Raw genomic sequence first — 25203 nt, 5'->3', positions numbered from 1 at the left:
CCGCCAGGCATGGCGCAACGAAACGACTATGACCGGGTCGCCGTCGTCACCGGCTCGGACTCCGGGATCGGCCGCGCGACCGCGGTGGCCCTGGCCCGGGCCGGCTTCGACGTCGGCGTGACCTACCGCTCCGACGACGAGGGCGCCCGGGGCACGGCCGCCGAGGTGGAGAAGGCCGGCCGCCGGGCCGAGATCCGCCGGCTGGATCTGTCCGCCCTGCCCGGCGCGGCCGACGTGATCGACGAGCTCGCCGAGGCGCTCGGCGGCCTGGGCGTGCTGATCAACTGCGCCGGCACCGGGATCAGCACGCCGGTCGTGGAGACCGGGTACGACCAGTGGCGCGAGGTGCTCGCGGTCGACCTGGACGGCCCGTTCCTCTGCGCCCAGCGGGCGGCCCGGCGGATGCGCGGCGCGGGCCGGGGCGGCCGGATCGTCAACATCACCAGCGTCCACGAGCACGCGCCCCGGGTCGGCTCGGGCGCCTACTGCGCGGCGAAGGGCGGCCTCGGGCTGCTCACCAAGGTGATGGCGCAGGAGCTCGCCGCCGACGGGATCACCGTGAACGCGGTGGCGCCCGGCGAGATCGCGACGCCGATGACCGGGAACGAGGACGTCGACCCGTACACGGTGAGCCGTCCCGGGGTGCCGCTGGGCCGGCCGGGCGACGCGAACGAGGTGGCCGCCGTCGTGGCGATGCTCGCGTCCCCAGAGGCCGGGTACGTGACCGGCGCGTCCTGGGTGGTGGACGGCGGGATGCTGCTGATGGGCCCGCAGGCCGGTTCCCACCTGGAGAGCGACGACTGGCGCAACGGCTGAGGACCATTTTCCTGCAACTTGCAGATTTGACTCTGAGGTGTGGACGCTGACACGCTGAGTGACCATCGTGGACGGATGCAGTTGCTCTTGAACGGTCAGTTCGAGGAGACGTTCCGCGGTTTCCGGCGGTCCGCGTTCCACCTGGAGGTCGCCGACGTCTACGAGACGCCGGAGGAGGCCGAGCCGATCCGCCGGTTCCGGGCCGGCGAGCCCGACGACTTCGCCTGGCAGCAGCCCTGGCTCACGCTCGTCCGGGAGACCACCGCGTCCGGCCGCAGCGTCCGGCGGCTGCGGGTCGTGAGCGTGCCGCACGCCGAGTACACCCGCTGGCTGCTCGCGATCTCCCACCTCAACGTGGACGCCGGCGAGGTGATCCGCTGGCTGCCCCGCGACCAGCTGGACGGGCTGCCGATCGCCGCCGACGACTTCTGGCTCTTCGACGACCGGCGGGTGGTCTTCACCCTCTTCGCGCCGGACGGCTCGTTCACCGCCGGCGCGGAGACCGAGGACCCGGCCATCGTCGAGCACTGCGTCCGGGTCCGCGACGCGCTGTGGCCGAAGGGCGTGCCGCACGCCGACTACCTCACGCGCTGACGTCCTGCCGGCGCTTCGCGTCGGAGCGGTGCGGCAGCGTGGCCGGGTCGGGCAGGTCGAGCAGGTCCTCCTCGGGCGCGGCGATCAGGCCGCTGCGGTGGGCGATGAGCCGGCCGGCCGAGACCAGGTCGTCGAGCATCGCGGCGAGGCGGGACGCGCCGGCCCGGTTGCCGCTCCAGCCGAAGAGCCGGCCGGCCGCGGCCAGCAGGTCGTCCCCCTCGACCAGCCCGGCGTCGAGCACCAGGTACTCCAGGGCGAGCTGGAGTTCCGGCTCGGCCACCTGCTCGGGTTTGCGGTTCACGCCGTCGGCGGGCACGCGCACGGTCGGGATCGGCGCGTCCGGCGCGGTGACGAACGTGCCGTCGAAGCCGGCGCCGGACGAGCGGATCGCCGTCTCGATCGCGGTCTTCACGCCCTGGGTGAGCCGGCTGATCCCCCACGCCTCGCGGATCCGCCGGGTCAGGACCGCGAGGTGCACCGGCCCCTCCACCTCGGCGATCCTCTCGACCGCCCGGATCAGCAGCGCGGTCGCGACGGCGTCGTCGGCGCGGGCGCTGGCCGGCAGCGGGCCGACCGCGGCGCGCTCGTAGGGCAGCGCCCACTCCGGCCTCGGCGCCGGGCGGACGGCGAGCTGTTCCTCGTCCGGTTCGGCGAAGACGTCCGGGACGGCGAGCGCGTTCTCGATGGCGACCCGCAGCCGGGCCTCCTCCTCGGCGCGGTTCCGGTACCACGCGACGCTCCAGATCCGGTGCAGGCTCCAGCCGTGCGAGTGCAGGACCTGGTCGTGCAGGCGGTCCCGGTCGCGGGCCACCGGCGAGGCGTGACCCGGGCCGTCACAGAGCACCCCGAGGGCGTACCCGGTCTCGTCGGCGTCGTTCGCGCGTACCCCGACGGCGACGCGGCCCGGACCCGCGCCGACCCCGCCCGTCGCCGCATAACCCCAGCCCAGCACGGTCTCGAGGACGGAGTCCTCGAGGGAGGTCCCCGCACCGGAGGAGGCCTGCTCGCCGCCCGAGGCCGCGATTTCGAGGTACGAGGAGAGCCTGCGCTCCCCCTCGCCGGCCGGTTCGGCGCGCGACGGGATGGCGCTGACCACCTCGATCCGCTGCCGCGCCCGGGTGATCGCGACGTTGAGCCGGCGCGCCCCGGTCGGTCCTCCGGCGGCGTCCAGCGAGGCGCCGGTGGACAGGATGATCACGTCGCGCTCGTCGCCCTGCGCGGTCTCGGCGTCCTTCACGAACAGGTCGCCGAGGAAGCGCTCGAGGTCGGGGTCGCCGGCCAGGGTCGCCTCCACGGTGTCCGCGATCGCGTCGGCCTGGGCCGCCGTGAGCGTCACGACGCCGAGCGAGAGGCCGGGCCGGTGGTTGAAGTGGTGGACGACCCGCTCGGCCACGAAGTCCGCCTCGCCGCCGCCGTGCGCCACCGCGAAGAGCTCGACGCCGATGTCCGGGCCGGACGGCAGCGCGCCCGGGAACGTGACCAGCCGCCCCCGGTAGAACTGCCGGTTCGCGAAGTCGATGAGCGCCTCGTGCCGGCTGCGGTAGTGCCGGGTCAGGCCGATCCGGGTGAACGCGCCGCAGTCGTTCGCCACCACCAGCACGGACGGCTGGTCGCCGGGCGGCGGCAGCTGGCAGTCGTCCCCCACGACGATCAGCGCGGCGCCGCGCGAGGCGCAGGAGACCGCGGCGGCCGGCGTCATCCGGGACGCCTCGTCGATGATCACCACGTCGAAGCGGGCGTCGTCCGGCAGGAACCGGGCGGCCGCGGCGGGCGGCGCGAGGAAGCACGGCTTGAGCGCCGCCGCGACCTCCCAGGTGTCGGTGAGCAGCCGGCGCACCGGCAGGTGGCCGCTCTGCTTGCGACCTTCGGCGCGGATCAGCGCGATCGGCGGCGGGATCTTCTTCTGCTTCCGCGGGCGCCGGTCGTTCGCGGCCGCGGTGATCGCGCTCGCGGCGTCCTGGAGCAGGGCGGCGTCGAGCCGGCGGAACTCGTCGACGAGCTCGTTCCGATCGGCCGCCGCGAGCGGTTCGAGCCGCTCGTCCGCGCCGATCACGTCCTCGGCCCAGGCCCGGTACGCGGCCCGCTCGATCACGTCCGGCACCCGCCGCACGTCCACGGCGTGGTCGGCGCAGAAGTCGGCGACGGCGTCCAGGCCGTACTCGGCCAGCACCTCCCGGGCGGCCAGGTACTCGAACCACTCGCGCTGGCCGGTCGCGTCGTCGCGCAGGTCGCGCAGCAGGTCCCGGGCGGTCTCGTAGCGGTCGAGGGCGGTGGCGAGGCGGACCTGCCGGGCCGGGCCGAACGCGTCCAGGATCCGCTGCCGGGCCTCCTGCCAGGCCTGGATCAGCGGCACCAGATCGGCCGGCCGGGCGCCCCCGCCACCGAGCGCGGCGGCCTGCTCGGCGTTGAGGGCCGCGTCGGCGCCCGTCCGCAGGGTCCGGGCCCGCGCCGCCCAGTCGATGGCGAGGCCGAGGGCCCGCAGGTCGGTCCGCCGGCCCTGGTAGGCGTCGCCGAGCACCTGGCGGTACCCGCCGGCCGCGGTGTTCAGGGCGTCCTCGGCGTCGAGCACCGCCTGCCGCGCCTGGAGGACCGTGCCGGCCTCGGCGACGTTGAGATCCCGCCCGACCTGCCGGCCGAGCTGGTCGAGCAGCGCGGCGGTGGCCCGCAGCGGGCCGATCTGGGCGCGCAGCCAGGCGATGCCGGCCTGCACGCTGCCCTGGCCGAGCTCGGGGCGGGCCGCCGGCTCCGGCTCGGGCTGCAGCGTCGCCCGCCAGTGCCGGAACACGTCGCGGGCCTCGGTGACCGCCTGCAGCAGCTCCTCGTCGTGGCCGGCCTCCGAGGTGACGTACCCGATCACGGCGGGCAGCGCCTCGGTGGGCGCGACCCGCAGCACCTCGGCCGCGGTCTCCAGGGCCCGGCCGACCGCGCGGAAGTCGGTGTCCAGCCGCTTCCAGTACCGGCCCAGCTGACCGGCGTGCTGCCGTTCCGCCGCGACCAGGCCCTCGTGCGCGCGGCGCCAGGCGACCGCGAGGTCGAGGTGCGCCACCGCGTCGTCGATGCCGACCTCGGGGCGGGTGAAGCCGGCCACCGCCTCCTTGTCCCGCCGGTGCGGGGCGAGCAGCTTGCGGGCGCCGCGGTGCACCGTGGCGAACCGCTCGGCCAGCTCCTCGACCGGCTCGTGCAGCACCGCGTCGGTGAAGAACGGGGTGGCCTCGTCGCGCGCCGCGGCCACCGCCTCGACGTGCCGGCGCAGCTGGGCCGCGGCGCCGTGCACCGCGCTCTGCGCGCCCGGTGCGAACCAGGAGGCGAGCGGCTTGTCCGGCCGGCCGCCCAGGTCGGCGATGAGGGTGACCAGCTCGACGTCGGTGAACATGACGACGTCGGGCAGCCGGAGCCGGGTGGTGACCCGGTCCAGCCGCTGCTGCTGGTGCTCCAGCTCGTCGGCGTCCGCGGCGAACCGGCCGGCCAGCGCCTTCGCCTCGGCGGCGGTGAGCGGCTCGAGCCGGACCGCGGGCGGGGTGAGCCGCGGCGGCTCCGGGATGCCGGCGGCGTCCAGCGGCGCGGCCAGGGTCTCCCAGCTCACGCCGGTCCGCGCCTCGGCCTGCTCGACCGCCCGGTTCACCTCGTCGAGCAGCCGTTCCAGGTCCTCGGCGGCCTGCCGGACCGGCCGCAGCGCCACGGCGGTGAGCCACCCGTCCTCGACGCCGCGCGGGCGGCGGGCGGCGTGCTCGGCGGCCTCGGCCAGCGCCGGGGCGTCCGAGGGCAGCCGCAGGTGGAACGCCGTGGCGATGGCGGCGTTCGGGGAGGAGGCGCCGGCCAGGTCGTCGAGGGCCATCTGGGCGAGCTGGAGCACCTCGTCCAGCGGCGCGCGCTCGATCACCTCGCGCCAGCGGAAGCCGCTGCGCTCGTTCGCGGGCCGCCAGGCGCCCTCCAGCCGCTCGGCCGCCCCGCGGATCCGGTCGAGGGCCTGCTCGGTGAGCGCGGCGGCCTGGATACCGGCGGTCGGCGCGTCCGGCAGGGCGGCGTCGCTGAGCCGGGACAGCGTGCCGACCACGTCGTGCAGGCTGCGGCCCAGCGGATCGCGGACCTCGTTGACGGCCTCGGCGTACGCGTTGAGCCGGGCCCGGCACTCGCGCAGCCGGTCGCGGTCCTCGGCGGACATGCCGGGCATCGCGGTGCTGGGCGCCGCGTCCAGGGCGGCCGCGAGCGCGGCGGCCACCTGCCCCCGGGACGCCTTGGCGCCGTGCAGGCCGAGCAGGTGGTTGCCGAGGCCGGCCGCGGAGAGCCGGTGCTGCACGGCGTCGAGCGCGGCGGCCTTCTCCGAGACGAACAGCACCCGCTTCCCGGCCTGCGCGAGGGCGCCGATCATGTTGGCGACGGTCTGCGACTTGCCGGTGCCGGGCGGGCCGTCGATCACGAAGCTGCGGCCGTCGAGCGCCGCGGCGACGCAGGCCCGCTGGCCGGCGTCGGCGTCCAGCACCAGCGGCGTGTCCTCGGGCGGCGCCAGCTCGTCGATCGCGGCCGGCGTGATCGGGGTGAAGGCGAACGCGCCCGCGGTGCCCTCGGCCGCGGCGAGGGCCCGGACCACCGGGTGGCCGGCGATCCGCTGCTCGTTCGCGGCCAGATCGTGCCGGATCTCCTCGGCGGCCACGTCGAAGCGGGCCAGCACGACCGTGCCGTCGGTGCGCCAGCCGGGCCGGCCGGCGATCGCCCCGTCCACGTCCGCGGCGTCCGTGACCTCCACGCCGAGCCGGCGCAGGCGGTCGATCAGGGCCGGGTTGAGGATCGGGTCGCCGCTGCCGGCCCGTAGCCGGGGCACGTCCTCCGGGCCGAGCGCCACCAGCTCGACCGGGGTGAGCAGGATCGGGCTGGCGTACCCCGTACCGTCGCCGTCCTGCCAATGCAGCAGGCCGGCGGCGAGATGCAGGACCTCGACCCCGCGGTCGGCCTGCTCCTGGAGGCTGTGCCGGCGGAGCCGGCGCAGCAGCGGATGCAGCACCTCGTCCCGCAGGCCGGCGCGCAGGTCGCCGGGGCCCGGCCCGAAGACGCAGTCCCGGCCGGCGCGCAGGGCGTCGAGGATCTCGGCCGGATTCGGGGCGACGATCTCCACGAGGTCGGCGCCGCCGCGCGGCAGGTTGATGAGGCGGTTGGCGGCTCCGGGGTCGGCGATCCCGTCGCGCCAGGCCGCGAGGGCGGCCCGGACGTCGTCGCCCGGGCCGGTGTGTCCTTCAGCATCATCCGGCCGCATGTGCCCATTCCAGCAAGGCGACCGGATGAATGCTGGCGAATCACCGCATTTCCGCTCAGCGACGCCTGGCCACCAGCACCGCGTCGTGGATGGTGATCTCGCGACCCGCGGCGTCCTTGCCCGGGCGCGGGCGCGTCTCCGCCGCGGTGACCTCCCACTGCGCCGGGTCCAGCGTCGCGGCGATCTCCTCGCCCGTGAAGAGCATGTCCGGGAAGTGCATCCGGCCCACGAAGGTGGCCAGGTCGGACGGGTGGTGGCCGACGATCAGCAGCGTTCCGCCGGGCGCCACGGCGGCGGCCAGGTTCGCCCAGAGCTCCCGCCGCTCCTGCGGCGGCAGGTGCATGAACTGCGCCGAGACGAGATCGTACGAACCCGCGTCGGGCGCCTCGGCACGCAGGTCGGCGTGCCGGAACGTGATCCGGTCGGCCACCCCGGCCGACGCCGCGTGGCCGGCCGCCCGGCCCAGCGCCACCGTCGCGATGTCCACGGCGGTGACCTGCCAGCCGCGCTGCGCGAGCCAGACCGCGTCGGCGCCCTCGCCGCAGCCGACGTCCAGCGCGCGGCCGGCCGGCAGGTCCGCCACGTCCGCGACGAGCTGCGGGTTCGGGTTGCCGCTCCACACCGCGTCGCGGCCGCGGTACCGCTCCTCCCAGGCGTCCTCCTCGAAGATCGTGGCGATCCGGTGCCGGTACTCCGCCACCGCCTCCCGGGTCTCCTCCGCGATCAGGTCCATGTTGATCATCGCGCCGGTGGTCTGCGCCGCGGCGGCCGCGACCGCCACGGTGGCGCCCAGGTTGGTGACGTTGCCGGCCACCCAGACACCGGGCACCGCGGTGGCGCCGTTCGGGTCGGCCGGGATGTGGCTGCCGAGCACGTGGCCGTTCATCGCGAAGTCGGCGGCCTCGAGTCCGAGCGACTCGAGGACGGCCGACCGGGCGACGAACCGCGGCCCGACGGCGAGCGCGTCGAGCGCCACCACGGCGCCGGTCTCCAGCCGTACGCCGGTGATCCGGTCCCCGGCCACCTCCACCGACGCGATCTTCTCGGCCACCACCGGGATGGCCCGGGCGGCCAGTTCCTCGGCCTGCTCGCCGGCCGGCGCCGGGCCGCCGTTGAGCAGGAAGAGCACGTGCGGGCTGAGCTGACGCCACATCTGGGTGGCGTGGAAGGCGAGCGGGCTGCTCACGATCACGCCGATCCGCTGGTCGCGCAGCTCCCAGCCGTGGCAGTACGGGCAGTGCGCCACGTCCCGGCCCCAGCGCTCCCGCAGCCCGTCCACGGCCGGCAGCTCGTCGACCAGCCCGGTCGTCACGAGCAGCCGCCGGGCTTCGACCTGGCGGCCGTCGTCCAGCGTGACGGTGAAGCCCCCGTCGTGCTTCTTGGCCGACATCGCGGTCGCTTCGGCAAATTCAGCGCCATATCCGGAAATTTCCGATCGGCCGGCCGCGAGCAGCTCCGACGGCGGCCGCCCGTCGTGCCCCAGCACGTTGTGCATGTGTGCGGCCGGTGCGTTGCGCGGCTCACCGCTGTCGACGACGAGCACCGACCGCCGGGAGCGGGCCAGCACCAGCGCCCCGCTCAGGCCGGCGGCGCCGCCCCCGATCACCACGACGTCGTACGCATCCTGCTGCATCGGTCTTCCCTCCGTTGCTTTCCCGCTTGGCCTTCACCGTGCACCAGGCTCCCGAAAAGCGGCAACTAAAGTTGCTGTTATGGCAAAAGACGAGCTCGCCGCGGTGGGACCCCGGCTCCGCGAGCTGCGGCAGCAGCGGGAGATCACGCTCACCCAGCTCGCCGAGACGACCGGCATCTCGGTGAGCACCCTGTCCCGCCTCGAGTCGGGCAGCCGCAGACCGACCCTGGAGCTGCTGCTCCCCCTGGCGAAGGCCTACCAGGTGAGCCTCGACGAGCTGGTCGACGCGCCGGAGACCGGTGACCCGCGGGTGCGGGCCAAGCCGATCGTGCGGCACGGGCGGACGTTCATCCCGCTCTCCCGCAAGCCGGGCGGCCTCCAGGCGTTCAAGACGATCATCCCGGCCGGCGAGCCGGAGTTCACCGAGCAGAAGACCCATGAAGGGTACGAGTGGCTCTACGTGCTCTCCGGCAAGGTGCGGCTGCTGCTCGGCGAGCACGACCTGACGCTGGAGCCGGGTGAGGCCGTCGAGTTCGATACCCGGCTCCCGCACCTCGTGCTGAACGGCGGCACCGTCCCGGCCGAGATGATCAGCATCTTCGGGCCGCAGGGCGAGCGGGTGCACGTACGGGCCCGGTCGCGGTCAGCGTGAGACCACGTTGCGCAGCGGCCGGCCCTCCCGGAACGCCGCCAGGTTCTCCAGGATCAGCTTCTCCGCGCCGAGGGGACGCCCGCCCGCCGCGTGCGGCGTGATGATCACGTTGGGCTCGTCCCAGAGGCCCGACTCCACCGGGAGCGGCTCGGTCGCGAAGACGTCGAGGGCCGCCCCGGCGATCCGGCCGGCCCGCAGCGCGTCCAGCAGGGCCGCCTCGTCGAGCACGGCGCCCCGGCCGACGTTCACCACCCAGGCGTGCGCCGGCAGCCGGTCGAGGACCTCCGCGTCGATCGCCCGTACCGTCTCCGGGGTGGCCGGGAGGATCGAGACCAGCAGGTCCGTCCGGGGCAGCAGGGCCGGCAGGTCGCTCACCGCGACGACCGGGAATCCGTGCCGGGTCCCGGCGCTGCGGGCCACCCCGGTCACCGTCGCGCCGAGCGTCGTGAGGATCGGCGCGAGGGTGGCCGCGATGCCGCCGAAGCCCCAGATCACCACGTTGGCGTCGCGCAGCGTCCGGAACGCGGTCGCCTCGTGCACCGGCTGGATCCCGCCGAGCTCCTCCGCCCAGCGCCGGCCGATCTGCGCGCGGACCAGCAGGTGCAGGCGGCGGGCCGCGGCCAGGATCATGGCGAGGGTGTGCTCGGTGACGGTCCGGTCGTGCAGGCCGAGCCCGGCCGTGATCACGACCTCCGGGGCGAAGCCGGCCTCGAGCACGGCGTCCGGGCCGGCGGCGAGGGTCTGCACCCAGCGCAGCCTCGTCAGCCGGCGGGCCGCGTCGGCGAGGTTGCCGGCCGAGTTGCCCCAGGTGACCAGCACCTCGGCGTCGAGATGCTCCTCGGGGATCGGCTCGCCGGCCGGGTACGTCGCCGCGGGGAAACCCAGATCGAGTGCGATGGTGTCGGGCAGCAGGACCTTCATCCGGCCACTTTTTCATAGAGGGCCACCGTTGCCCGTTTCGGTTGCCAGAAGCCGGTCCGCCGATAGTCGTCGTCGATCACCGGCTTCCAGTCCGGCCGTGCTGTCGTCGCATCGTCACGGCGATCACCGACGACGATCCACAGCCGCCGCGCGCCCGATATTTCGGAAATATCAGTGTATTCCTCCGCGATCAGCCACCCGGTGCGCTCCGACGGCACCTTGACCAGCGGATCCTCCGGCCTCGTCGGCTGCCGGTCCAGGTAGTAGTCCATCCCGGCCCGGATCGCCCGGTTCTTCGGCGGATAGACGATCACGTCGCCGGGCTGCTCGTGCTCGCCGATGATCGCGGCGGCGGCCCGGTAGTCCGGGCCGACCTTGGCGGCGGGCTTCCGTACGGCCCGCTGTCCGGGAATGGCCACGAAGGCGATCAGGAGCAGCACCGCGACCATCCGCGCGCGGCTCATTCCGTTCAGCGCGATCGCCGCGAGCATGGCCAGCGGCGCGAGCACCACGAGCAGGTAGCGCGCCACCCACATGGGCGAGGCCAGCGCCGACACCACGGCGAGCGTCACCGTCGGGCCGAGCACGAGCGCGGCCGGCGGCGCGAGCCGGCGCAGCGGCCGCCACGACGCGAGCACCACCATGCCGACGACGAGCCAGGCCACCTCGCGCGAGCCGAAGACGTCGGCGGGCATCCCCCGGATCCGGGCCATCGTGATCGGCGCGACCCAGTGCAGCTGGGTGTCCTGCTGACGCGCGCCGAGCCAGGCGATCGGCAGCAGCGGCAGCAGCGCGGCCAGCACGGTCCCGGCCCAGGTGAGCGCCGGCCTCCGGCGGCCCCGCCAGGCCACCATCCCGATCATCACGGCGTGCGCCACGAGGGTGGTCAGGGCGAGCAGGTGGGAGAGACCCAGGAGCGTCACGCTCAGGCCGTAGAGGACCCATCGGTACGGGCGTCCGCGCCGTATCGCCCCGAGCAGCAACAGCAGCGCGAGCACCGAGAAGAAGCAGGCGAACGCGTACGGCCGGGCCTCGGCGGCGTACCGGGTCGTATTCGGCACGAGGCACAGGATCAGTCCGGTGACCAGCCCGGTGAGCGGGGTGAAGAGCCGCCGGCCCAGCTCGGCCGCGAGCGCCACGCCGCCGGCCATCGCGACGATCGACGGCAGCCGGAGCGCCACCTCGGAGGTGCCCGCCACGCCGGTCCAGAAGTGCAGGAAGACGTAGTAGGCGCCGAAGACCGCGTCGAGGTTGCGCACCAGGTCGAGGATCTGGCCGACGGTCCGCTGGGAGACCTCGGCCGAGGTGACCTCGTCCCAGCTGAGCACCGGGCGGCCGGCCTGGACGAGCGCGATGCCGAGCATGAGGACGCCGGAGATGAGTGCCGGCAGCAGGTCCGGCAGCCACCGGGCCCGGCGGGTCCGGCGCGGCTCCGGCTCGGCCGGCACGTCGGTCGTGTGCAGCCGCCGGGCCGGCCTCGTCGTCACGTCCGTCGCTGAGTCGGTCACCTGTCACCCCGCCGAGGTTTCGCCGTCACGGCCAGGAACACGAGGGTCCGGCCGTCCCGGGTTCAGATTGGCCCGGAATTCGGCGGTCACCGGCCCTCGGCGCGTCGAACCACCTGTCCGATACACGGAAACGGCCGCGGCGCATCGCGCACCGCGGCCGTTCACGGGAAGGACGTCAGCTGCCGACGGCCCCGCCGTCGGGACGCCAGGTGACGACCACGCCGGGCTTGGCGTAGTCGCCGTCCGGCCAGACCGACGCCGGCTTCTCCACCGAGGCGCCGGTGATCTCACCGGGGTGCTGCACGGCGACGAAGACCGACTTGTCGTCGGAGGTCACGAACGGGCCGCAGGTCTCGGCGCCCTTGGGCACGGTGAGGAACTGCTTGAGGTGACCCCGCTCCCTGCCCTCGATCGGCGTCGCGAAGAGGCCGTCGTTGGTGCCGAGCGCGTTGCCGTCCGTCGAGATCCACAGGTTGCCGGCGCTGTCGAAGGCGACGTTGTCCGGGCAGGAGATCGGCGACACGGCGGTCTTGTCGTACCCGCCGAAGTAGGTGTCGGCGGCGGCCGGGTCGCCGCAGACGATCGGCAGCGACCAGGTGAACTTGGTAGCGGTGTGGTCGCCGCAGTCCTCGACGATCTCGAAGATGTGGCCGTGCTTGTTGGCGTTGCGCGGGTTGGCCTCGTCGGCCGGCGCGTTGGTGCCGACACCCCGGTTGGTGTTGTTGGTCATCGCCGCGTAGATCTTGCCGGTGCGCAGGCTCGGCTGCACGTCCTCGGGGCGGTCCATCTTGGTGGCGCCGACCGCGTCACCGGCGAACCGGGTGTTGATCAGCACCTCCTCGGCGGTCATGCCGGGGACGAACGAGCGCTTGCCGGAGACCAGCTTGATCCAGACGCCCTTGCCGTCGAACTTCCCGTCCCGCGGCAGCCTGCCGGTGCCGTCGATCTCGGTGGCCGGGCTGTCGCCGGTCACCTTGGCGACGTAGAGGGTGCCCGACTCGAGCAGCGAGAGGTTGTGCTTACGGGCCCAGGGGGCGTCGCTGGAGATGTACTTCTTCTCCGAGACGAACTTGTAGAGGTAGTCGAACCGCTCGTCGTCGCCCATGTACGCCACGACGTGCCCGCTGCGGGCCACGATCACGTTGGCGCCCTCGTGCTTGAACCGGCCCAGCGCGGTGTGCTTGCGCGGCGGGGCGTCCGGGTTCAGCGGATCGATCTCGACGATCCAGCCGAAGCGGTTCGCCTCGTTCGGGTGCTTCGCCAGGTCGAAACGCTCCTGGACGCGGTCCCACTTGCGCGAGCCGCTCGGGTAGCGGGCGGTCGTGGTGATGCCGTACCGGTTGAACTTGGTCTTGGTGGCCGCGTCGACCGCGTCGCCGCCGACGAAGTACTGGTTGAAGTTCTCCTCGCCGGAGAGCACGGTGCCCCACGGGGTGACGCCGCCCGCGCAGTTGTTCAGGGTGCCGATGACGGTGTAGCCCCTCGGGTCCGCCGCGGTCCGCAGCGCAGCCGACCCCGCCGCCGGGCCGGTGAGCTTGAACTCGGTCTCCAGGGCCGTGATCCGCTTGTTGTAGCGCAGCCGGCGGCTCTTCACCGGCTTCCACTGGCCGGACCGGCCGACCCGCTCGATCTCCACGACGGAGAGGCCGTGGGCCGCGATCGCCGCCTCGATCTGGTCCCGGGTGAGCGCGTCCTGGCTGACGAAGCCCGGGAACATCAGGTCCTCGTTGGTGTACTCGTGGTTCACCACGAGCAGCGCCCGGTCCTTCTCGCCGGGCAGCGGGATCACGCCGACGAAGTCGTTGTTGTAGCCGAACTGCTTCGACTGGCTGGCGCCGGTCTGGCCGGTCAGGCTGAACGCCGGCGCGCCGGGAACGACCGGGTCGCCCCAGCGGATCACCACGGAGCTCCGGTAGCCCGGCGGGATGGTGACGGCGTCGGCGGTGTTCGGCGCGACGGCCTGGAAGGTGAGCTTGCCGGCCTTCTGCGGGACCGGCTTGTGCCCGCCGCCGTGCGCGAGCGGGGCGGCCGCGGGGGCGGCGGCGGCCGGGCTCGCACCCACGAGCGCGCCACCGAGGCCGAGGACCAGCGCACCCGCGGCGCCGGCCTGGACCACGCCCCGGCGGCTCATCTCGGCGTTGACGATGTCGCCGAGGTACGGGTTGGCCGACTGGTTCGGAGCGGGGTGGTCACACGCGTTGCCGCAGCGGTACAGGCAGGTCATCGCGTCGCGTGCACCGCCGCTGTGCCCTGGGTTGCCCAGTAGCGGAAGAAGCCGGCGACTCAGGTCGGACATCAGATCTCCTCGGTCATGCCGTCACCGTGCCAGTGACGAGATGCCCGGACGCTAAGAGCCCAGATCTAAGCGATCACCCGGCCGGGGTGAACGAGAGATGAACGTCGACGCACGTTTGTCAGGCGGCCAGGCAGGCCACGGCCAGCAGCGCGCTCAGCACTCCCACCAGATGGACACGAGGAAGCCGCTCCCGCAGCACCGCCGTCGTGAGCAGCACGGTGACGGCCGGGTACATGCCGGCCAGCACGGCGGCCGTCCCCACCGTCCCGGAGGCCGCCGCGCCCGCGAACGCTCCGTCGGCGACGGTGTCCAGCAGTCCCGCGGCGCCGGGCAGCACCACGACGACGGCCGCGGCGGGCCACCCGCCGCGCGGAACGCGCCGCCCCGCCCGAGCGAGCCAGGCGCCGAGAAGGAGCAGCGCGGAGATCCCTCCGGCGATCCTCGCGCAGGCGGCCGCCCCGTACGGATCAGCGGGCGCCGCCTCGTGCAGGAGGACGAAGTAGGCCCCGAAGCCGATCGCCGCCCCGGCCGCACAGGAAACGGCCCGGCGATTCACCGACCCGGGCGAACGACCCTCCCGGAACGGGTCATCCGGACGGCCCGGACTCCCCGCCCGCCCGGCGGAGGCCGGAGGCACCGGCCAGCCGGCGAGGGTCATGCCCGCCAGCGCGGCCGCCGCCCCCACCATCGCGGTACAAGCCCCGGGACAAGCGATTGACAACGGCGGAGCGGTCCGGAAGCCCTCCGCTAGGAACCACCAAGAGTGAGCGCTAACAAGATCTTCATACCCGCACTGTAAGGGCTCTTGCGCAGGAAATACATCGACGGTCCACTCTTGACACGTCGGTCGATGTTTGCGTACACATTTCACAGCTCCGTCCACCGGAAACATCCCCGACACACCGGAGGACCCATCCATGCCCCTGGCCAAATCCAAGATCGCCGGCGCGGCGGCCGTGCTGGTCTCGCTGCCGCTCGCCGTCTCTCCCCCGGTCGCCGCGCACGCGGTCGAGCCGGACTACACGATCGCCGTGAACCCGGCCGCGACCGGCGCGGCGATCCCGAAATCGATGTACGGCGTCTTCTTCGAGGACATCAACTACGCGGCCGACGGCGGCCTCTACGCCGAACTGCTCCGCAACCGCTCGTTCGAGTTCAACGGCACCGACGCGGCCGGCTGGAACGGCCTGACCGGGTGGACGCTGGCCGGCCCGGCCACGGTCACCAACGACGACCAGCGGCTCAACGAGCGCAACCGCAACTACCTCACGGTGACCGGCGCGGCCACCCTCACCAACGCCGGCTTCCCGAGCCCGAGCACCGGCAGCGCCATCGCCGTGCGCAAGGGCGACGGCTACGAATTCTCGGTCTGGGCCCGCGGCAGCGCCGCGCTCACCGTCTCCCTGCACCTCGCCGACGGGACCGCGCTGGCGAAACCGATCACGATCACCGCGACCGGCGACACCTGGAAGAAGTACACCGGCCGGCTGAAGGCGACGGCGACCAGCGACGTCGCCCGCCTCACCGTCGCAACCGGCGGCGCGGTCCGGCTCGACGAGATCTCGCTGTTCCCGCGGGACACCTACAAGGGCCGCGCCAACGGCCTGCGCAAGGACCTGGCCCAGAAGGTCGCCGACCTGGACCCGGGCTTCGTCCGGTTCCCCGGCGGCTGCCTCGTCAACACCGGGAGCATGTACGGCTACGACGCCGCGAGCAACTACCCGCGGGCCCGCGCCTACCAGTGGAAGGACACGGTCGGGCCGGTCGAGACCCGGGCCACCAACAAGAACTTCTGGGGCTACAACCAGACCTACGGCCTCGGCTACTACGAGTACTTCCAGTTCTCCGAGGACATCGGCGCCATGCCGTTGCCCGTGCTGCCGGCCCTGGTGACCGGCTGCGGCCAGAACCGGGCCACCGTGGACGAGGCGCTGCTCCAGCGGCACATCCAGGACGCGCTCGACCTGATCGAGTACGCCAACGGCCCGGCCACCAGCACCTGGGGCAAGGTCCGCGCCGCCGCCGGGCACCCGAAGCCGTTCGGGCTGACCACCATCGCGGTCGGCAACGAGGAGAACCTGCCGGACGAGTACTGGGCGAACTTCCTGAGGTTCGAGTCGGCGATCAAGGCGAAATACCCGGACATCACGGTCGTGAGCAACTCCGGCCCGGACGACACCGGCGCCACGTTCGACAACCTCTGGGCCAAGAACCGTGAGCACGGCTCGGACATGGTCGACGAGCACTACTACAACAGCCCGAGCTGGTTCCTGCAGAATAACGACCGGTACGACTCGTACGACCGGAACGGCCCGAAGGTCTTCCTCGGCGAGTACGCGTCGCTCGACAACAAGCTCTACAACTCGCTGGCCGAGGCCGCCTACATGACCGGCCTGGAGCGCAACGCCGACGTCGTCAAGATGGCGTCCTACGCGCCGCTGCTCGCCAACGTCGACAACGTCCAGTGGAAGCCGGACATGATCTGGTTCGACAACGACGAGTCGTGGGGCTCCACCAGCTACCAGGTGCAGAAGCTCTTCATGAACAACGTCGGCGACCGGGTGGTGCCCACGAGCGTCACCGGCGCCGTGGTCCAGCCGAAGCCGATCACCGGCGCGATCGGGCTCTCCACCTGGCGGACCGCCGCGACCTACGACGACGTCAAGGTCACCCGGCCGGACGGCACGGTGCTCTACAGCGACGACTTCGACGACGGGAACGCGGACGGCTGGACCGCCGTGCAGCCGCGGGGCAACTGGACCGTCACGAACGGCGCCTATACGCAGACCACGACCGACACCGAGGACACCATGGTGAAGGCGGCCACGATCGGCGAGTCGGACTACGACTACACGCTGAAGGCCACCAAGACCGCCGGCGCCGAGGGCTTCCTGGTCGCGTTCGGCATCCAGGAGACCGGCCAGTTCTACTGGTGGAACCTCGGCGGCTGGAACAACACCCAGGGCGCGGTCGAGAAGGGCATCACCAGCGCCAAGGAGCAGATCCTCACCAAGCCGAACACGGTCACCACCGGACGCACCTACGACCTGAAGATCCAGGTCAGGGGTACGAAGGTGACGCTGTTCCTGGACGGCGTGGAGTGGGGCGGCTTCGACGACAACAAGGTCACCGAGCCCTTCGCGCAGGTCGTCACGGAGGACACGAGGAGCGGCGAGCTGATCGTCAAGGTGGTCAACGCGCAGGACACCCCGGCCGTCACGAAGGTCGACCTGGGTGGCCGCAGGGTCGCGAAGACCGGCCGGCTCACCGTGATCACCGGCGACCCGGGCGAGCAGAACACCCGGTCGGCCGAGCCGATCCTTCCGCGGACGTCGACGGTCCACGGCCTCGGCTCGTCGTTCACCAGGGAGTTCCCGGCGAACTCGGTCAGCTTCCTCCGCATCAAGACGACCCGCTGAAGGAGCGAGACATGACGATCGCGATCAGTCGCCGTACGGTGCTCCGGGGTTCTCTCGGAGTGACCACCGCCGGAGCTCTCGCCGGACTCACCGCCGCGGGTGCCGAAGGCGCCCCGCGGCCCGGAACGCCGCCCACCGACGCCGAGATCTACGGCGTGACCACGAAGGACCCGCTGATCAGCCAGCGCGCCGACCCGTGGATCACCCGGCCGATCGGCGGCACCTACTACTTCACCGGCTCGGTCCCGGAGTACGACCGCCTGGTCGTCCGGGGCGCGAGCACGATCGAGGGCCTGTCCACCGCCGAGGAGTCGGTGATCTGGCGCCGGCCCGCGAGCGGCACGATGGGCGGGCACATCTGGGCGCCGGAGCTGCACCGGATCGGCGGCCGGTGGTACATCTACTTCGCGGCCGGCGACGCGGACGACGTGTTCCGGATCCGCACCTACGTGCTCGAGTCGTCGCTCGACGACCCGCGCGACCCGGCCGGCTGGACGCTGAAGGGCCGGCTCAGGACCGAGTGGGACGGCTTCACGCTGGACGCCACGTCGTTCACCCACAAGGGCAAGCAATACCTCGTGTGGGCGCAGAGCGAGCCGGAGATCGCGGTGAACTCGAGCCTCTACATCGCCCGGATGGCGAACCCGTGGACGTTCGCGACGAAGCCCACCCGGATCGCGACGCCCACCCTGAGCTGGGAGATCCTCGGCTACCGGGTGAACGAGGGACCGGCCGTCCTGATCCGCAACGGCCGGGTGTTCCTCACCTTCTCGGCCAGCGCCACCGACGCCCGCTACGCCATGGGCCTGCTCACCGCCGACGCGGACGCGGACCTGCTGAAGCGGGAGAGCTGGGTCAAGACGCCGGACCCGATCTTCGTGACGAACGAGAAGACGAAGCGGTACGGCCCCGGGCACAACTCGTTCACCGTGGCCGAGGACGGGAGGACCGACGTGCTGGTCTACCACGCCCGCGACTACCGGGACATCACCGGCGACCCGCTGTACGACCCCAACCGGCACACCCGCGTGCAGAAGCTCTACTGGCACGAGGACGGGACGCCGCTCTTCGGCATCCCGGTCGGTGACGGCGGCCCGATCGTCCGGCTCTCGCCGTCCGACGCGCCGCGCTCGTTCGTCCGGCACACCGGCGACGTGATCAAGGCCGAGAAGGCGCCCCGCGACCTGGAGAAGACCCAGTTCCGGTTCGTGCAGGCGGCGGACGGCACCGAGACGATCCAGTCGGTCGACGAGCCGGCGAAGTTCGTGACGGTCAGCGGCAGCGCGGTGTCGCTGTCGGCGACCGGCACGCCGGTCACCCGGATCGCGACCCGGGACGGGGTGACCATCCGGGTCGCCGCGGGCCGGTACCTGCGGCACGTCGGCGGCGCCATCACGGTCTCCGACAGGGCGACCGCGTTCCGCCTGAGCTGATCGGTGAGGGACCTCCGGCCAGGGCCGGAGGTCCCTTCTTCACGGTGATCCTTTTCGCTGCCGCAGAAGGGGACTTTCAGAGTCCTCTTTCCGTACGGTCGACATGTGCGACTGAACCGCTCCACCGACATCGGACTGCGGATCCTGATGCTGGCGGCCGCCCGCGACGACCTGCTCACCATCGACGAGCTGGCCGCCTCCCTGGCCGTCCCGCGCAGCCACCTCGCCAAGGTGGTCCAGCGCCTCCAGCACCGGGGTCTGCTCGACACCGTCCGCGGGCGCAACGGCGGCGTCCGCCTCGCCGCCACCGCCCGGGACGCGTCGGCCGGCGAGCTGATCCGCGACCTCGAAGGCGAGACCGAGGTGGCGGACTGCGACGGCGAACCCGCCTGCCCGCTCAGCGGCGGCTGCCGGCTGCGGGGAGCGCTGCGGGCCGCACAGGAGGCGTTCTACGCGTCTCTCGACCCCTTCACGATCAGCGACCTGGCCGCCCCACCGGTCCGCCGGACGCTGCTCACCCTCGGCCGCTACCGGGAGACATCCTGATGTTGTCCACATCCAGCACACCGATTATCGAGGCCACCCTGCCGGTCGTCGGCGACCACCTCGAAGCGATCTCCGGCGTCTTCTACGAGACGATGATCGGGGAGAATCCGGAGCTGCTGAACCTGTTCAGCCGCAGCGCGCAGGCCACCGGCGAGCAGCGCAGCGCCCTCTCCGGCGCGGTCGCCGCGTACGCCGCCCACCTGGTCGGCCAGGGCCCGCCCGCCGCCGCCTTCGACCACATCGTCGAGCGCATCGCCCAGCGGCACTGCGCCCTCGGCATCCGCCCCGAGCAGTACACGATGGTCGGCCGCTACCTGCTCGGCGCGGTCCGGACGGTCCTCGGCGACGCCGTCACGCCGCCGATCGCTGCCGCCTGGGACGAGGTCTACTGGCTGTTCGCGGCCCGGTTGATCGGGCGGGAGGCGCGGCTCTACGCGGAGGCCGGCGTGGACGGTTCGGATCCCTGGCGGGAGTACGTGGTGGCCAGCAGAATCGCGGAGGCGGACGACACCTGCTCGTTCGTCCTGACCCCCGCCGACGGCGGTCCCGCGCCGCACTTCCTGCCCGGGCAGTACATCACGATAAATGCGGATTTATCGCCTGACGGGCGGCAGCTGCGGCAGTATTCGCTCTCCCAGGCCGCCACCGGCGGCACCCTGCGGATCACCGTGCGCCGCGTCCCCGGCGGCGCCGTCTCCGGCCACCTGCACGACCGGGTGCGTACCGGCGACACGCTGCTGGTCAGCCAGCCCTTCGGCGACCTCACGCTGCAGCCCGGCGACAGCCCGTTGCTGCTGGTCAGCGCCGGGGTCGGGATCACCCCGATGGCGGCGATCCTGGAGCACGTGGCCCGCACCCAGCCCGCCCGCGAGGTGGTCGCCGCGCACGCCGAGCGCCGTCCGGAGCGGCATGCCCTGCGCGCCGACATGATCGCCAATGGGAATCGCCTGCGATCATTCCAGGCCCTTCATTGGTACGAGGAGACCGACGGTTTCCTGGACCCGGACGCGCTGCCCGTGCACCCCGACGCGGAGGTCTACCTCTGCGGGCCCGTCCCGTTCATGCAGACGGTCCGGGCCGGCCTGCACCTGCGCGGCATCCCGGACGAGCGGATCCGCTACGAGGTGTTCGGCTCCGAGCAGTGGCGGCCCGCCCCGGAGCCCGCCGCCGCCCTCTGAGCCGTCGTCTGCATCGTCAGTGGAAATCGGCGCGGTCCAGGCGTCCCGCCCGGCGGCGGTACTCCTGGGCCTTGCCCGGCCAGTTCGTCACGACGCGCCCGCTGGCGGTGCGGTACCAGCTCTGGCAACCGACCCAGACACTGTCCGCCAGCCGGGACTGGATCTCCCGATCGTACGCATCGGAACGCTCCTCCCGTACCTCCAAGGGTTTTCCGCCTTGATCGACCACCCGCACGGCTTGCGCGATGTATCGCGCCTGGACCTCGTGGAAATAGATCACCGACGTGTTCCCGGTGTTCGTATTCGGACCGTAGACGAGGAACATGTTGGGGAATCCGGGCACCGTGACGCCGAGGTAGGCGTGCGCGCCCTCCCGCCACACGTCCTCGAGCAGCACGCCGTCCCGGCCGGTGACCCGGATGGGCACGAGGAACTCGGTCGCCGCGAAGCCCGTCCCGTAGATCAGCACGTCACACGGATGATCCACCCCGTCCGCCGTCCGGATGCCGGTTTCGGTCACCGCGACGATCTTCTCGGTCACCAGGTCGACGTCCGGCCGGGCCAGCGCCGGCAGCCACGCGTTGGTGAAGAGCACGCGCTTGCAGCCCATCGGCTCGTCCGGGGTGACCTTGGCGCGCAGCTCGGGGTCACGCACCTGGATGCGGCGCTGCAGGTGCGAGATGCCGCGCACCACCCGGTCCGCGAACCGATTCCCGGTCACCGCGGCGCCGGTCACGAGGGTGAGCAGCCAGGTGCCGGCGCGCGAGGCGCGCATCAGCGAGGGCATCTTCCGGTACGCGGCCAGCCGCGCCCGCCCGTAACGGCGATCCGGCTTCGGCAGCGTCCACGGCGGCGTCCGCTGGTACACGTCGATGTGCGCGGCCCGCCCCGCGATCGCCGGCACCAGCTGGATCGCACTGGCCCCGGTCCCGATCACCGCGACCCGCCGCCCCTCGATCGGCACGCCGGCCGACCAGTGCGCGGTGTGCACGGCCACCCCGCGGAACGTCTCGGCGCCCGGCAGATGCGGAACCGACGGCCGGGACAACTGCCCCACCGCCGGAATCAGCACATCGGCCTCGATCGCTTCCCCGTCCGTGGTCGTCACCGTCCAGCGAGCCCCGTCCCAGACGGCGTCACCGACCTCCGTCCCGAACCGGATCCGCCCGCTCACCCCGAACCGCTCAGCGCACTCCTCCAGATAGGCCAGGATCTCCTGATGAGGCGGGAAACGGCTGCTCCACCCGGGATTGAGGGCGAACGAGTATGAATACAGCGGCGCCGGAATGTCACACGCACACCCCGGATAGGTGTTGTCCCGCCACACTCCCCCGATCCGATCCGCCTTCTCCAGCAGGATCAGATCGTCATAGCCGGCCTTGAGCAGTTCAACGGCCGCGGCAATCCCGCCGAACCCGGCCCCGATGATCACAATCTTCGTCATGCCCGCGGCCCCGCCGTCTCCTGCCCAGCACCCATCCCAGCCCCCGCGCCGCCCGGCCCCTCGCCCACCACTCCAGGCCCGGCCGCCAGCTGTTCGCCCCTCACACCCGGCCCGGCCGACACCTGATCGCCCCTCACGCCCGGCCCGGCCGCCACCTGATCGCCCTCTACTTCCGGGCCTGGCGGCACGCACTCCCCCGCCGCGTGTTCGAGCCCAGCCTGCCGCTCCGACTCCACTTGCCGCTCCGGCTCCGACTGTCCCTCTGGCTCTGACGACCGCGGCGGCCTCGGAATCAGCCGGAGCGCCGCCGGAGCGTGTGCCGGCACGATCGGACTCTGCGGTATGACCGGATTTATCGCCATATAGCCGGCTCCCATCGCCGGCCGCGGATCCGAGTCGCCCGCGTTCGGCCAGAGGGCGACCGCCCGCTCGGCCAGCGCCGTGATCGTGAGTGACGGATTGACGCCGAGGTTCGCGGCCACCACGGATCCGTCGATGACGTGCAATCCCTCGTACCCGAAAAGCCTTTGATAGGGGTCCACCACCCCACTCGCGGGATCGCCGCCGATCGCGCAACCCCCGATGAAGTGCCCGGTCACCGGCCGTCCCACCAGCTCGGTCATCGCCCCGGTGGCGACGCCGTCCACCTTCGCGGCCACCCTCCGGGCGACATCGTGCGCGGCCGGCACCCACACCGGATTCGGCTCGCCGATGCCCGGCCGGCTGGTGAGCCGCCCCCGATTCGTGTGGACGGTGATCGAGTTGTCCAGCGGCTGCATCGCGAGCAGCACGATCGTCTCCCGTGACCAGTTCCGCGGCGACACGTAGAGCCGCAGGTCACGCCCCGCCTTCGCGAGCTGTTTCGCCGCCGCCCACCAGCGCGGGGTCCGGCCGGCGTCGTCGACGAGCACGGTGGCGAGCAGCGCCAGCAGGTTGCTGCCCGGCCCGTACCGCACCGGCTCCACATGCGTCACCGGGTCGGGATGGATCGACGAGGTGATCGCGACGCCGTGGCTGAAGTCGCGGTCCTTCCGCCGGGTCCGCGCGCCCAGGATGGACTCCGAGTTCGTCCGGCTCAGCTCACCGAGCTTCGCCGAGATCCGCGGCAGCAGCCCCCGGTCGCGCATCCGGTGCAGCAGCCGCTGCGTGCCGAGCGCCCCACCCGCGAAGACCACCTGCTGCGCGGTGAACGTCCTCTTCCGCCGCCCGCCGGTGCGCCGCGTCTCCACGACGTAGCCGGCCTTCCCGGTTTTCCCGGTCTCCCCGGTTTTCGCGGTTTTCCCGGGCCGGACCGCGCGCACCGTGGTCAGCTCGTGCACCACCGCACCCGCCCGCTCGGCGAGGTAGAGATAGTTCTTGACCAGCGTATTCTTCGCGTTGGTCCGGCAGCCGGTCATGCACGAGCCGCAGAGCGTACAGGTTCGCCGAGCAGGTCCGACCCCGCCGAAGAAGGGGTCCGGGACTTCGGCGCCGGGCCGTTCTCCGAAAAGGACACCCACGGGCGTACGACGGAAGGTAGCGCCCACTCCGAGATCCTCGGCGACCGCCCGCAACGCCTCGTCGGACGCCGTGCCGACCGGGTTCGTCGTCACGCCGAGCATGCGTTTGGCCTGCTCGTAGTAGGGCGCGAGCTCGGCCTTCCAGTCCGTGATCGACGCCCACTGCGGATCGGCGTAGAACGCGTCGGGCGGCTCGTAGAGCGTGTTCGCATACCCCAGCGACCCCCCACCGACCCCGGCTCCCGACATGATCATCACGTCCTTGAGCAGGGTGAGGCGCAGGATGCCGTAGCAGCCGATCGCCGGCGCGTACAGATAGTCACGCAACCGCCAGGAGGTCTTCGCGAACTCCTCGTCCGCGAACCGGCGCCCCGCCTCCAGCACGCCGACCCGGTAGCCCTTCTCCGTCAACCGCAGCGCCGCCACACTGCCGCCGAACCCGGACCCGATCACGAGGACGTCATAGTCGTCCGACATCGCCGTACCATCACACCGCTATTGGCAACATGTCAACAACACCTTTCCGTTGTGGCCCACACCGCAGATTCCGATGCCACCACCCCGCCCGAAGATCGGCGATGGTGCACCCTTCACCTCCATGGCAGACCTCTCCTTCCACCGCGGGGGCACCGGCCGCCCCCTGGTCCTGATCCACGGCATAGGCAGCCACTGGCAGGTGTGGTCGCCCATCCTGGACCGGCTGGCCCAGCACCGGGACGTGATAGCCCTCGACCTCCCCGGCTTCGGCTCCTCCCCGCAGCCACCGCACAGCTCGCCACGACCGCCCGGCACCACTTCCGAGGCAGCCACCGACCCGCAGCAGCCCGGCACTCCCACGCAGCCACCCGGCACTGCCCCGCAGCCACCCAGCGCCCCCTCGCAGTCACCCGGCACTGCCCCGCAATCACCCGGCGCTTCCTCGCAGCCACCCGGCACTGCCCCGCAATCACCCGGCGGTCCCTCGCAGCCACTCCGCGCCTCGGCGCAGGCATCCGGCGGCACTCCGCGCGGGGCTCGGCCCGGCTCGGTGCCATGGTTCGCCGACCGGGTAGCCGACCTCCTCGACGACCTGGACCTCCCCACCCCGGACATAGCCGGCAGCTCCCTGGGCGGAGGCGTAGCCCTCGAACTGGGCCGCCGAGGCCGAGCCCGCTCAGTGACAGCCTTCGCCCCGGTGGGCTTCTGGTCCACCCCCGGCCGTATCTGGTGCCAGACAGTGGTGACGACGGCCCGCACCGGAGCCCGCCGCCTGTCCCGCCGGCTCCCGGCCATCATGAACAACCGAGCGTCCCGGGCAGCTTTCTGCGCCGTCTTCTACGCCCGCCCGTCCCACCTGAACCCCGACGAAGCCCTGGCAGCAGCCCAGAACCTCGCCACCTGCCCCGGTTTCACCGATGCGAGGAACGCCTTCGCCCACCTACCTCCCTGGACCGCCGGCAACCTGGGCGCCCTGCCGGACATCCCCGTCACGATCGCCTGGGGCACAAAAGACGCGGTACTCCCCTACAACCAGTCCCGCCAAGCCCAGAAGATCCTCCCCAAAGCACGTCACATCACCCTTCCCAAATGCGGCCACCTACCTTTCGCCGACGACCCCACCCGCTGCGCGGAAATCCTCCTGAACGCATAAAGGGACAAATGCGTTGGCGGCCGCCCGATCGCGGATTAGGCTGGGCAGCGGAGGCCCTCTTCCGCAGCGGATTCCACAGCCCGGCACGAAAGGGAATCCGCACAAGGCTTCCCGGATTCGCAGCCGCCGGACCATAGGGGCTGCTGCCGCCCGCCTGACCATTCGGGCATTCCGCAGTGCCGGGCCGGCCGCCGGTGGACTTGACGCCACGGGACCGGCCACCGGTGGCCTTGACGCCGCCGAGGCGACCGCTGGTGGATCCGTCACCACCGCGCCGACCGCCGGCTCATCTGCCACCGCCGCGCCGACCGGCGGCGGACCCGTCACCACCGGGTCGACAGACGGCTCGTCTGTCACCGCCGCGCCGACCGCTGGCTGATCTGTCT

At 72.4% G+C, this 25203-nt stretch carries 15 protein-coding genes and 1 pseudogene; 8 read left to right on the top strand and 8 right to left on the bottom strand.

The features are described from left to right. Positions 1-9 precede the first annotated feature (9 nt). On the top strand, positions 10-816 hold the full coding sequence (locus AB0G10_RS28000) for an SDR family oxidoreductase (protein ID WP_360927840.1): 807 nt from the start codon (positions 10-12) through the stop codon (positions 814-816). A gap of 75 nt (positions 817-891) precedes the next feature. Beyond that, on the top strand, positions 892-1410 hold the full coding sequence (locus AB0G10_RS27995; protein WP_360927837.1) for a DUF6879 family protein: 519 nt from the start codon (positions 892-894) through the stop codon (positions 1408-1410). On the opposite strand, the gene AB0G10_RS27990 is transcribed toward AB0G10_RS27995, so the two are convergent. Further along, a complete protein-coding gene (locus AB0G10_RS27990) occupies positions 1400-6658 on the bottom strand; it encodes a DUF3320 domain-containing protein (protein WP_360927834.1) in 5259 nt (1752 codons plus the stop codon). The two genes, AB0G10_RS27995 and AB0G10_RS27990, sit on opposite strands and share 11 nt — an antisense overlap. A 55-nt stretch (positions 6659-6713) precedes the next feature. Continuing rightward, the gene (locus AB0G10_RS27985; protein WP_360927831.1) at positions 6714-8291 is read right to left on the bottom strand and encodes a bifunctional NAD(P)/FAD-dependent oxidoreductase/class I SAM-dependent methyltransferase; all 1578 of its coding nucleotides are present in this window, start codon (positions 8289-8291) and stop codon (positions 6714-6716) included. A 79-nt stretch (positions 8292-8370) separates the two neighbouring features. Here AB0G10_RS27985 and AB0G10_RS27980 point away from each other — a divergent pair, with 79 nt between their 5' ends. Continuing rightward, positions 8371-8943 carry an XRE family transcriptional regulator gene (locus AB0G10_RS27980; protein ID WP_360927828.1) on the top strand — a complete coding sequence of 191 codons (573 nt, stop codon included), beginning with the start codon at positions 8371-8373 and terminating at the stop codon, positions 8941-8943. On the opposite strand, the gene AB0G10_RS27975 is transcribed toward AB0G10_RS27980, so the two are convergent. The 4 genes from AB0G10_RS27975 to AB0G10_RS27960 form a co-directional block, all read right to left on the bottom strand. Beyond that, complete coding sequence (locus AB0G10_RS27975; RefSeq protein WP_360927825.1) at positions 8935-9864, bottom strand: phosphoglycerate dehydrogenase; 930 nt, start codon at positions 9862-9864, stop codon at positions 8935-8937. The two genes, AB0G10_RS27980 and AB0G10_RS27975, sit on opposite strands and share 9 nt — an antisense overlap. Beyond that, positions 9861-11372, bottom strand: a complete 1512-nt coding sequence (locus tag AB0G10_RS27970) for a glycosyltransferase family 39 protein (protein ID WP_360927822.1) — start codon at positions 11370-11372, stop codon at positions 9861-9863. The genes AB0G10_RS27975 and AB0G10_RS27970 overlap by 4 nt, the downstream gene beginning before the upstream one ends. A gap of 175 nt (positions 11373-11547) precedes the next feature. Next, entirely contained in the window at positions 11548-13668 is a 2121-nt protein-coding gene (locus AB0G10_RS27965; protein ID WP_360927820.1) for a PhoX family phosphatase, read from the bottom strand. A gap of 118 nt (positions 13669-13786) precedes the next feature. Then, entirely contained in the window at positions 13787-14356 is a 570-nt protein-coding gene (locus tag AB0G10_RS27960) for an EamA family transporter (protein WP_360927817.1), read from the bottom strand. A gap of 229 nt (positions 14357-14585) precedes the next feature. Here AB0G10_RS27960 and AB0G10_RS27955 point away from each other — a divergent pair, with 229 nt between their 5' ends. The 4 genes from AB0G10_RS27955 (at position 14586) to AB0G10_RS27940 (ending at position 20244) form a co-directional block, all read left to right on the top strand. Beyond that, positions 14586-17087, top strand: coding sequence for an alpha-L-arabinofuranosidase C-terminal domain-containing protein (locus AB0G10_RS27955; RefSeq protein ID WP_360927814.1), 2502 nt, complete (start codon positions 14586-14588; stop codon positions 17085-17087). An 11-nt stretch (positions 17088-17098) separates the two neighbouring features. Continuing rightward, positions 17099-18520, top strand: coding sequence for a glycoside hydrolase family 43 protein (locus AB0G10_RS27950; RefSeq protein ID WP_360927811.1), 1422 nt, complete (start codon positions 17099-17101; stop codon positions 18518-18520). A gap of 105 nt (positions 18521-18625) precedes the next feature. After that, positions 18626-19066, top strand: coding sequence for an Rrf2 family transcriptional regulator (locus tag AB0G10_RS27945; protein WP_360927964.1), 441 nt, complete (start codon positions 18626-18628; stop codon positions 19064-19066). Beyond that, positions 19060-20244 carry an FAD-binding oxidoreductase gene (locus tag AB0G10_RS27940; RefSeq protein ID WP_360927961.1) on the top strand — a complete coding sequence of 395 codons (1185 nt, stop codon included), beginning with the start codon at positions 19060-19062 and terminating at the stop codon, positions 20242-20244. Before AB0G10_RS27945 ends, AB0G10_RS27940 begins: the two co-directional genes overlap by 7 nt. 16 nt (positions 20245-20260) lie before the next feature. Here AB0G10_RS27940 and AB0G10_RS27935 read toward each other — a convergent pair whose 3' ends face one another. Together AB0G10_RS27935 and AB0G10_RS27930 are read right to left on the bottom strand one after the other, a co-directional pair. Then, positions 20261-21688, bottom strand: coding sequence for an NAD(P)/FAD-dependent oxidoreductase (locus AB0G10_RS27935; protein ID WP_360927808.1), 1428 nt, complete (start codon positions 21686-21688; stop codon positions 20261-20263). A gap of 296 nt (positions 21689-21984) precedes the next feature. Then, a pseudogene (locus AB0G10_RS27930) lies at positions 21985-23664 on the bottom strand (GMC family oxidoreductase); the annotation flags it as partial. Between the two features lie 121 nt (positions 23665-23785). On the opposite strand from AB0G10_RS27930, the gene AB0G10_RS27925 reads away from it, so the two are divergent. Then, a complete protein-coding gene (locus AB0G10_RS27925; RefSeq protein ID WP_360927805.1) occupies positions 23786-24817 on the top strand; it encodes an alpha/beta fold hydrolase in 1032 nt (343 codons plus the stop codon). Positions 24818-25203 lie beyond the last annotated feature (386 nt).

The sequence above is a fragment of the Actinoplanes sp. NPDC023714 genome (assembly GCF_040639855.1).
In the GTDB taxonomy this organism is placed as follows: domain Bacteria; phylum Actinomycetota; class Actinomycetes; order Mycobacteriales; family Micromonosporaceae; genus Actinoplanes.
Note: the sequence above shows the minus strand (reverse complement) of the source record. Positions and strands in the feature narration are given on the sequence as shown.

Coding starts and splice junctions, on each gene's coding strand:
- AB0G10_RS27935 (WP_360927808.1), bottom strand. CDS start 21,688: ATGACGAAGATTGTGATCATCGGGGCCGGGTTCGGCGGGATTGCCGCG.
- AB0G10_RS27925 (WP_360927805.1), top strand. CDS start 23,786: ATGGCAGACCTCTCCTTCCACCGCGGGGGCACCGGCCGCCCCCTGGTC.
- AB0G10_RS27975 (WP_360927825.1), bottom strand. CDS start 9,864: ATGAAGGTCCTGCTGCCCGACACCATCGCACTCGATCTGGGTTTCCCC.
- AB0G10_RS27960 (WP_360927817.1), bottom strand. CDS start 14,356: ATGGTGGGGGCGGCGGCCGCGCTGGCGGGCATGACCCTCGCCGGCTGG.
- AB0G10_RS27955 (WP_360927814.1), top strand. CDS start 14,586: ATGCCCCTGGCCAAATCCAAGATCGCCGGCGCGGCGGCCGTGCTGGTC.
- AB0G10_RS27965 (WP_360927820.1), bottom strand. CDS start 13,668: ATGTCCGACCTGAGTCGCCGGCTTCTTCCGCTACTGGGCAACCCAGGG.
- AB0G10_RS27990 (WP_360927834.1), bottom strand. CDS start 6,658: ATGCGGCCGGATGATGCTGAAGGACACACCGGCCCGGGCGACGACGTC.
- AB0G10_RS27995 (WP_360927837.1), top strand. CDS start 892: ATGCAGTTGCTCTTGAACGGTCAGTTCGAGGAGACGTTCCGCGGTTTC.
- AB0G10_RS27950 (WP_360927811.1), top strand. CDS start 17,099: ATGACGATCGCGATCAGTCGCCGTACGGTGCTCCGGGGTTCTCTCGGA.
- AB0G10_RS27985 (WP_360927831.1), bottom strand. CDS start 8,291: ATGCAGCAGGATGCGTACGACGTCGTGGTGATCGGGGGCGGCGCCGCC.
- AB0G10_RS28000 (WP_360927840.1), top strand. CDS start 10: ATGGCGCAACGAAACGACTATGACCGGGTCGCCGTCGTCACCGGCTCG.
- AB0G10_RS27980 (WP_360927828.1), top strand. CDS start 8,371: ATGGCAAAAGACGAGCTCGCCGCGGTGGGACCCCGGCTCCGCGAGCTG.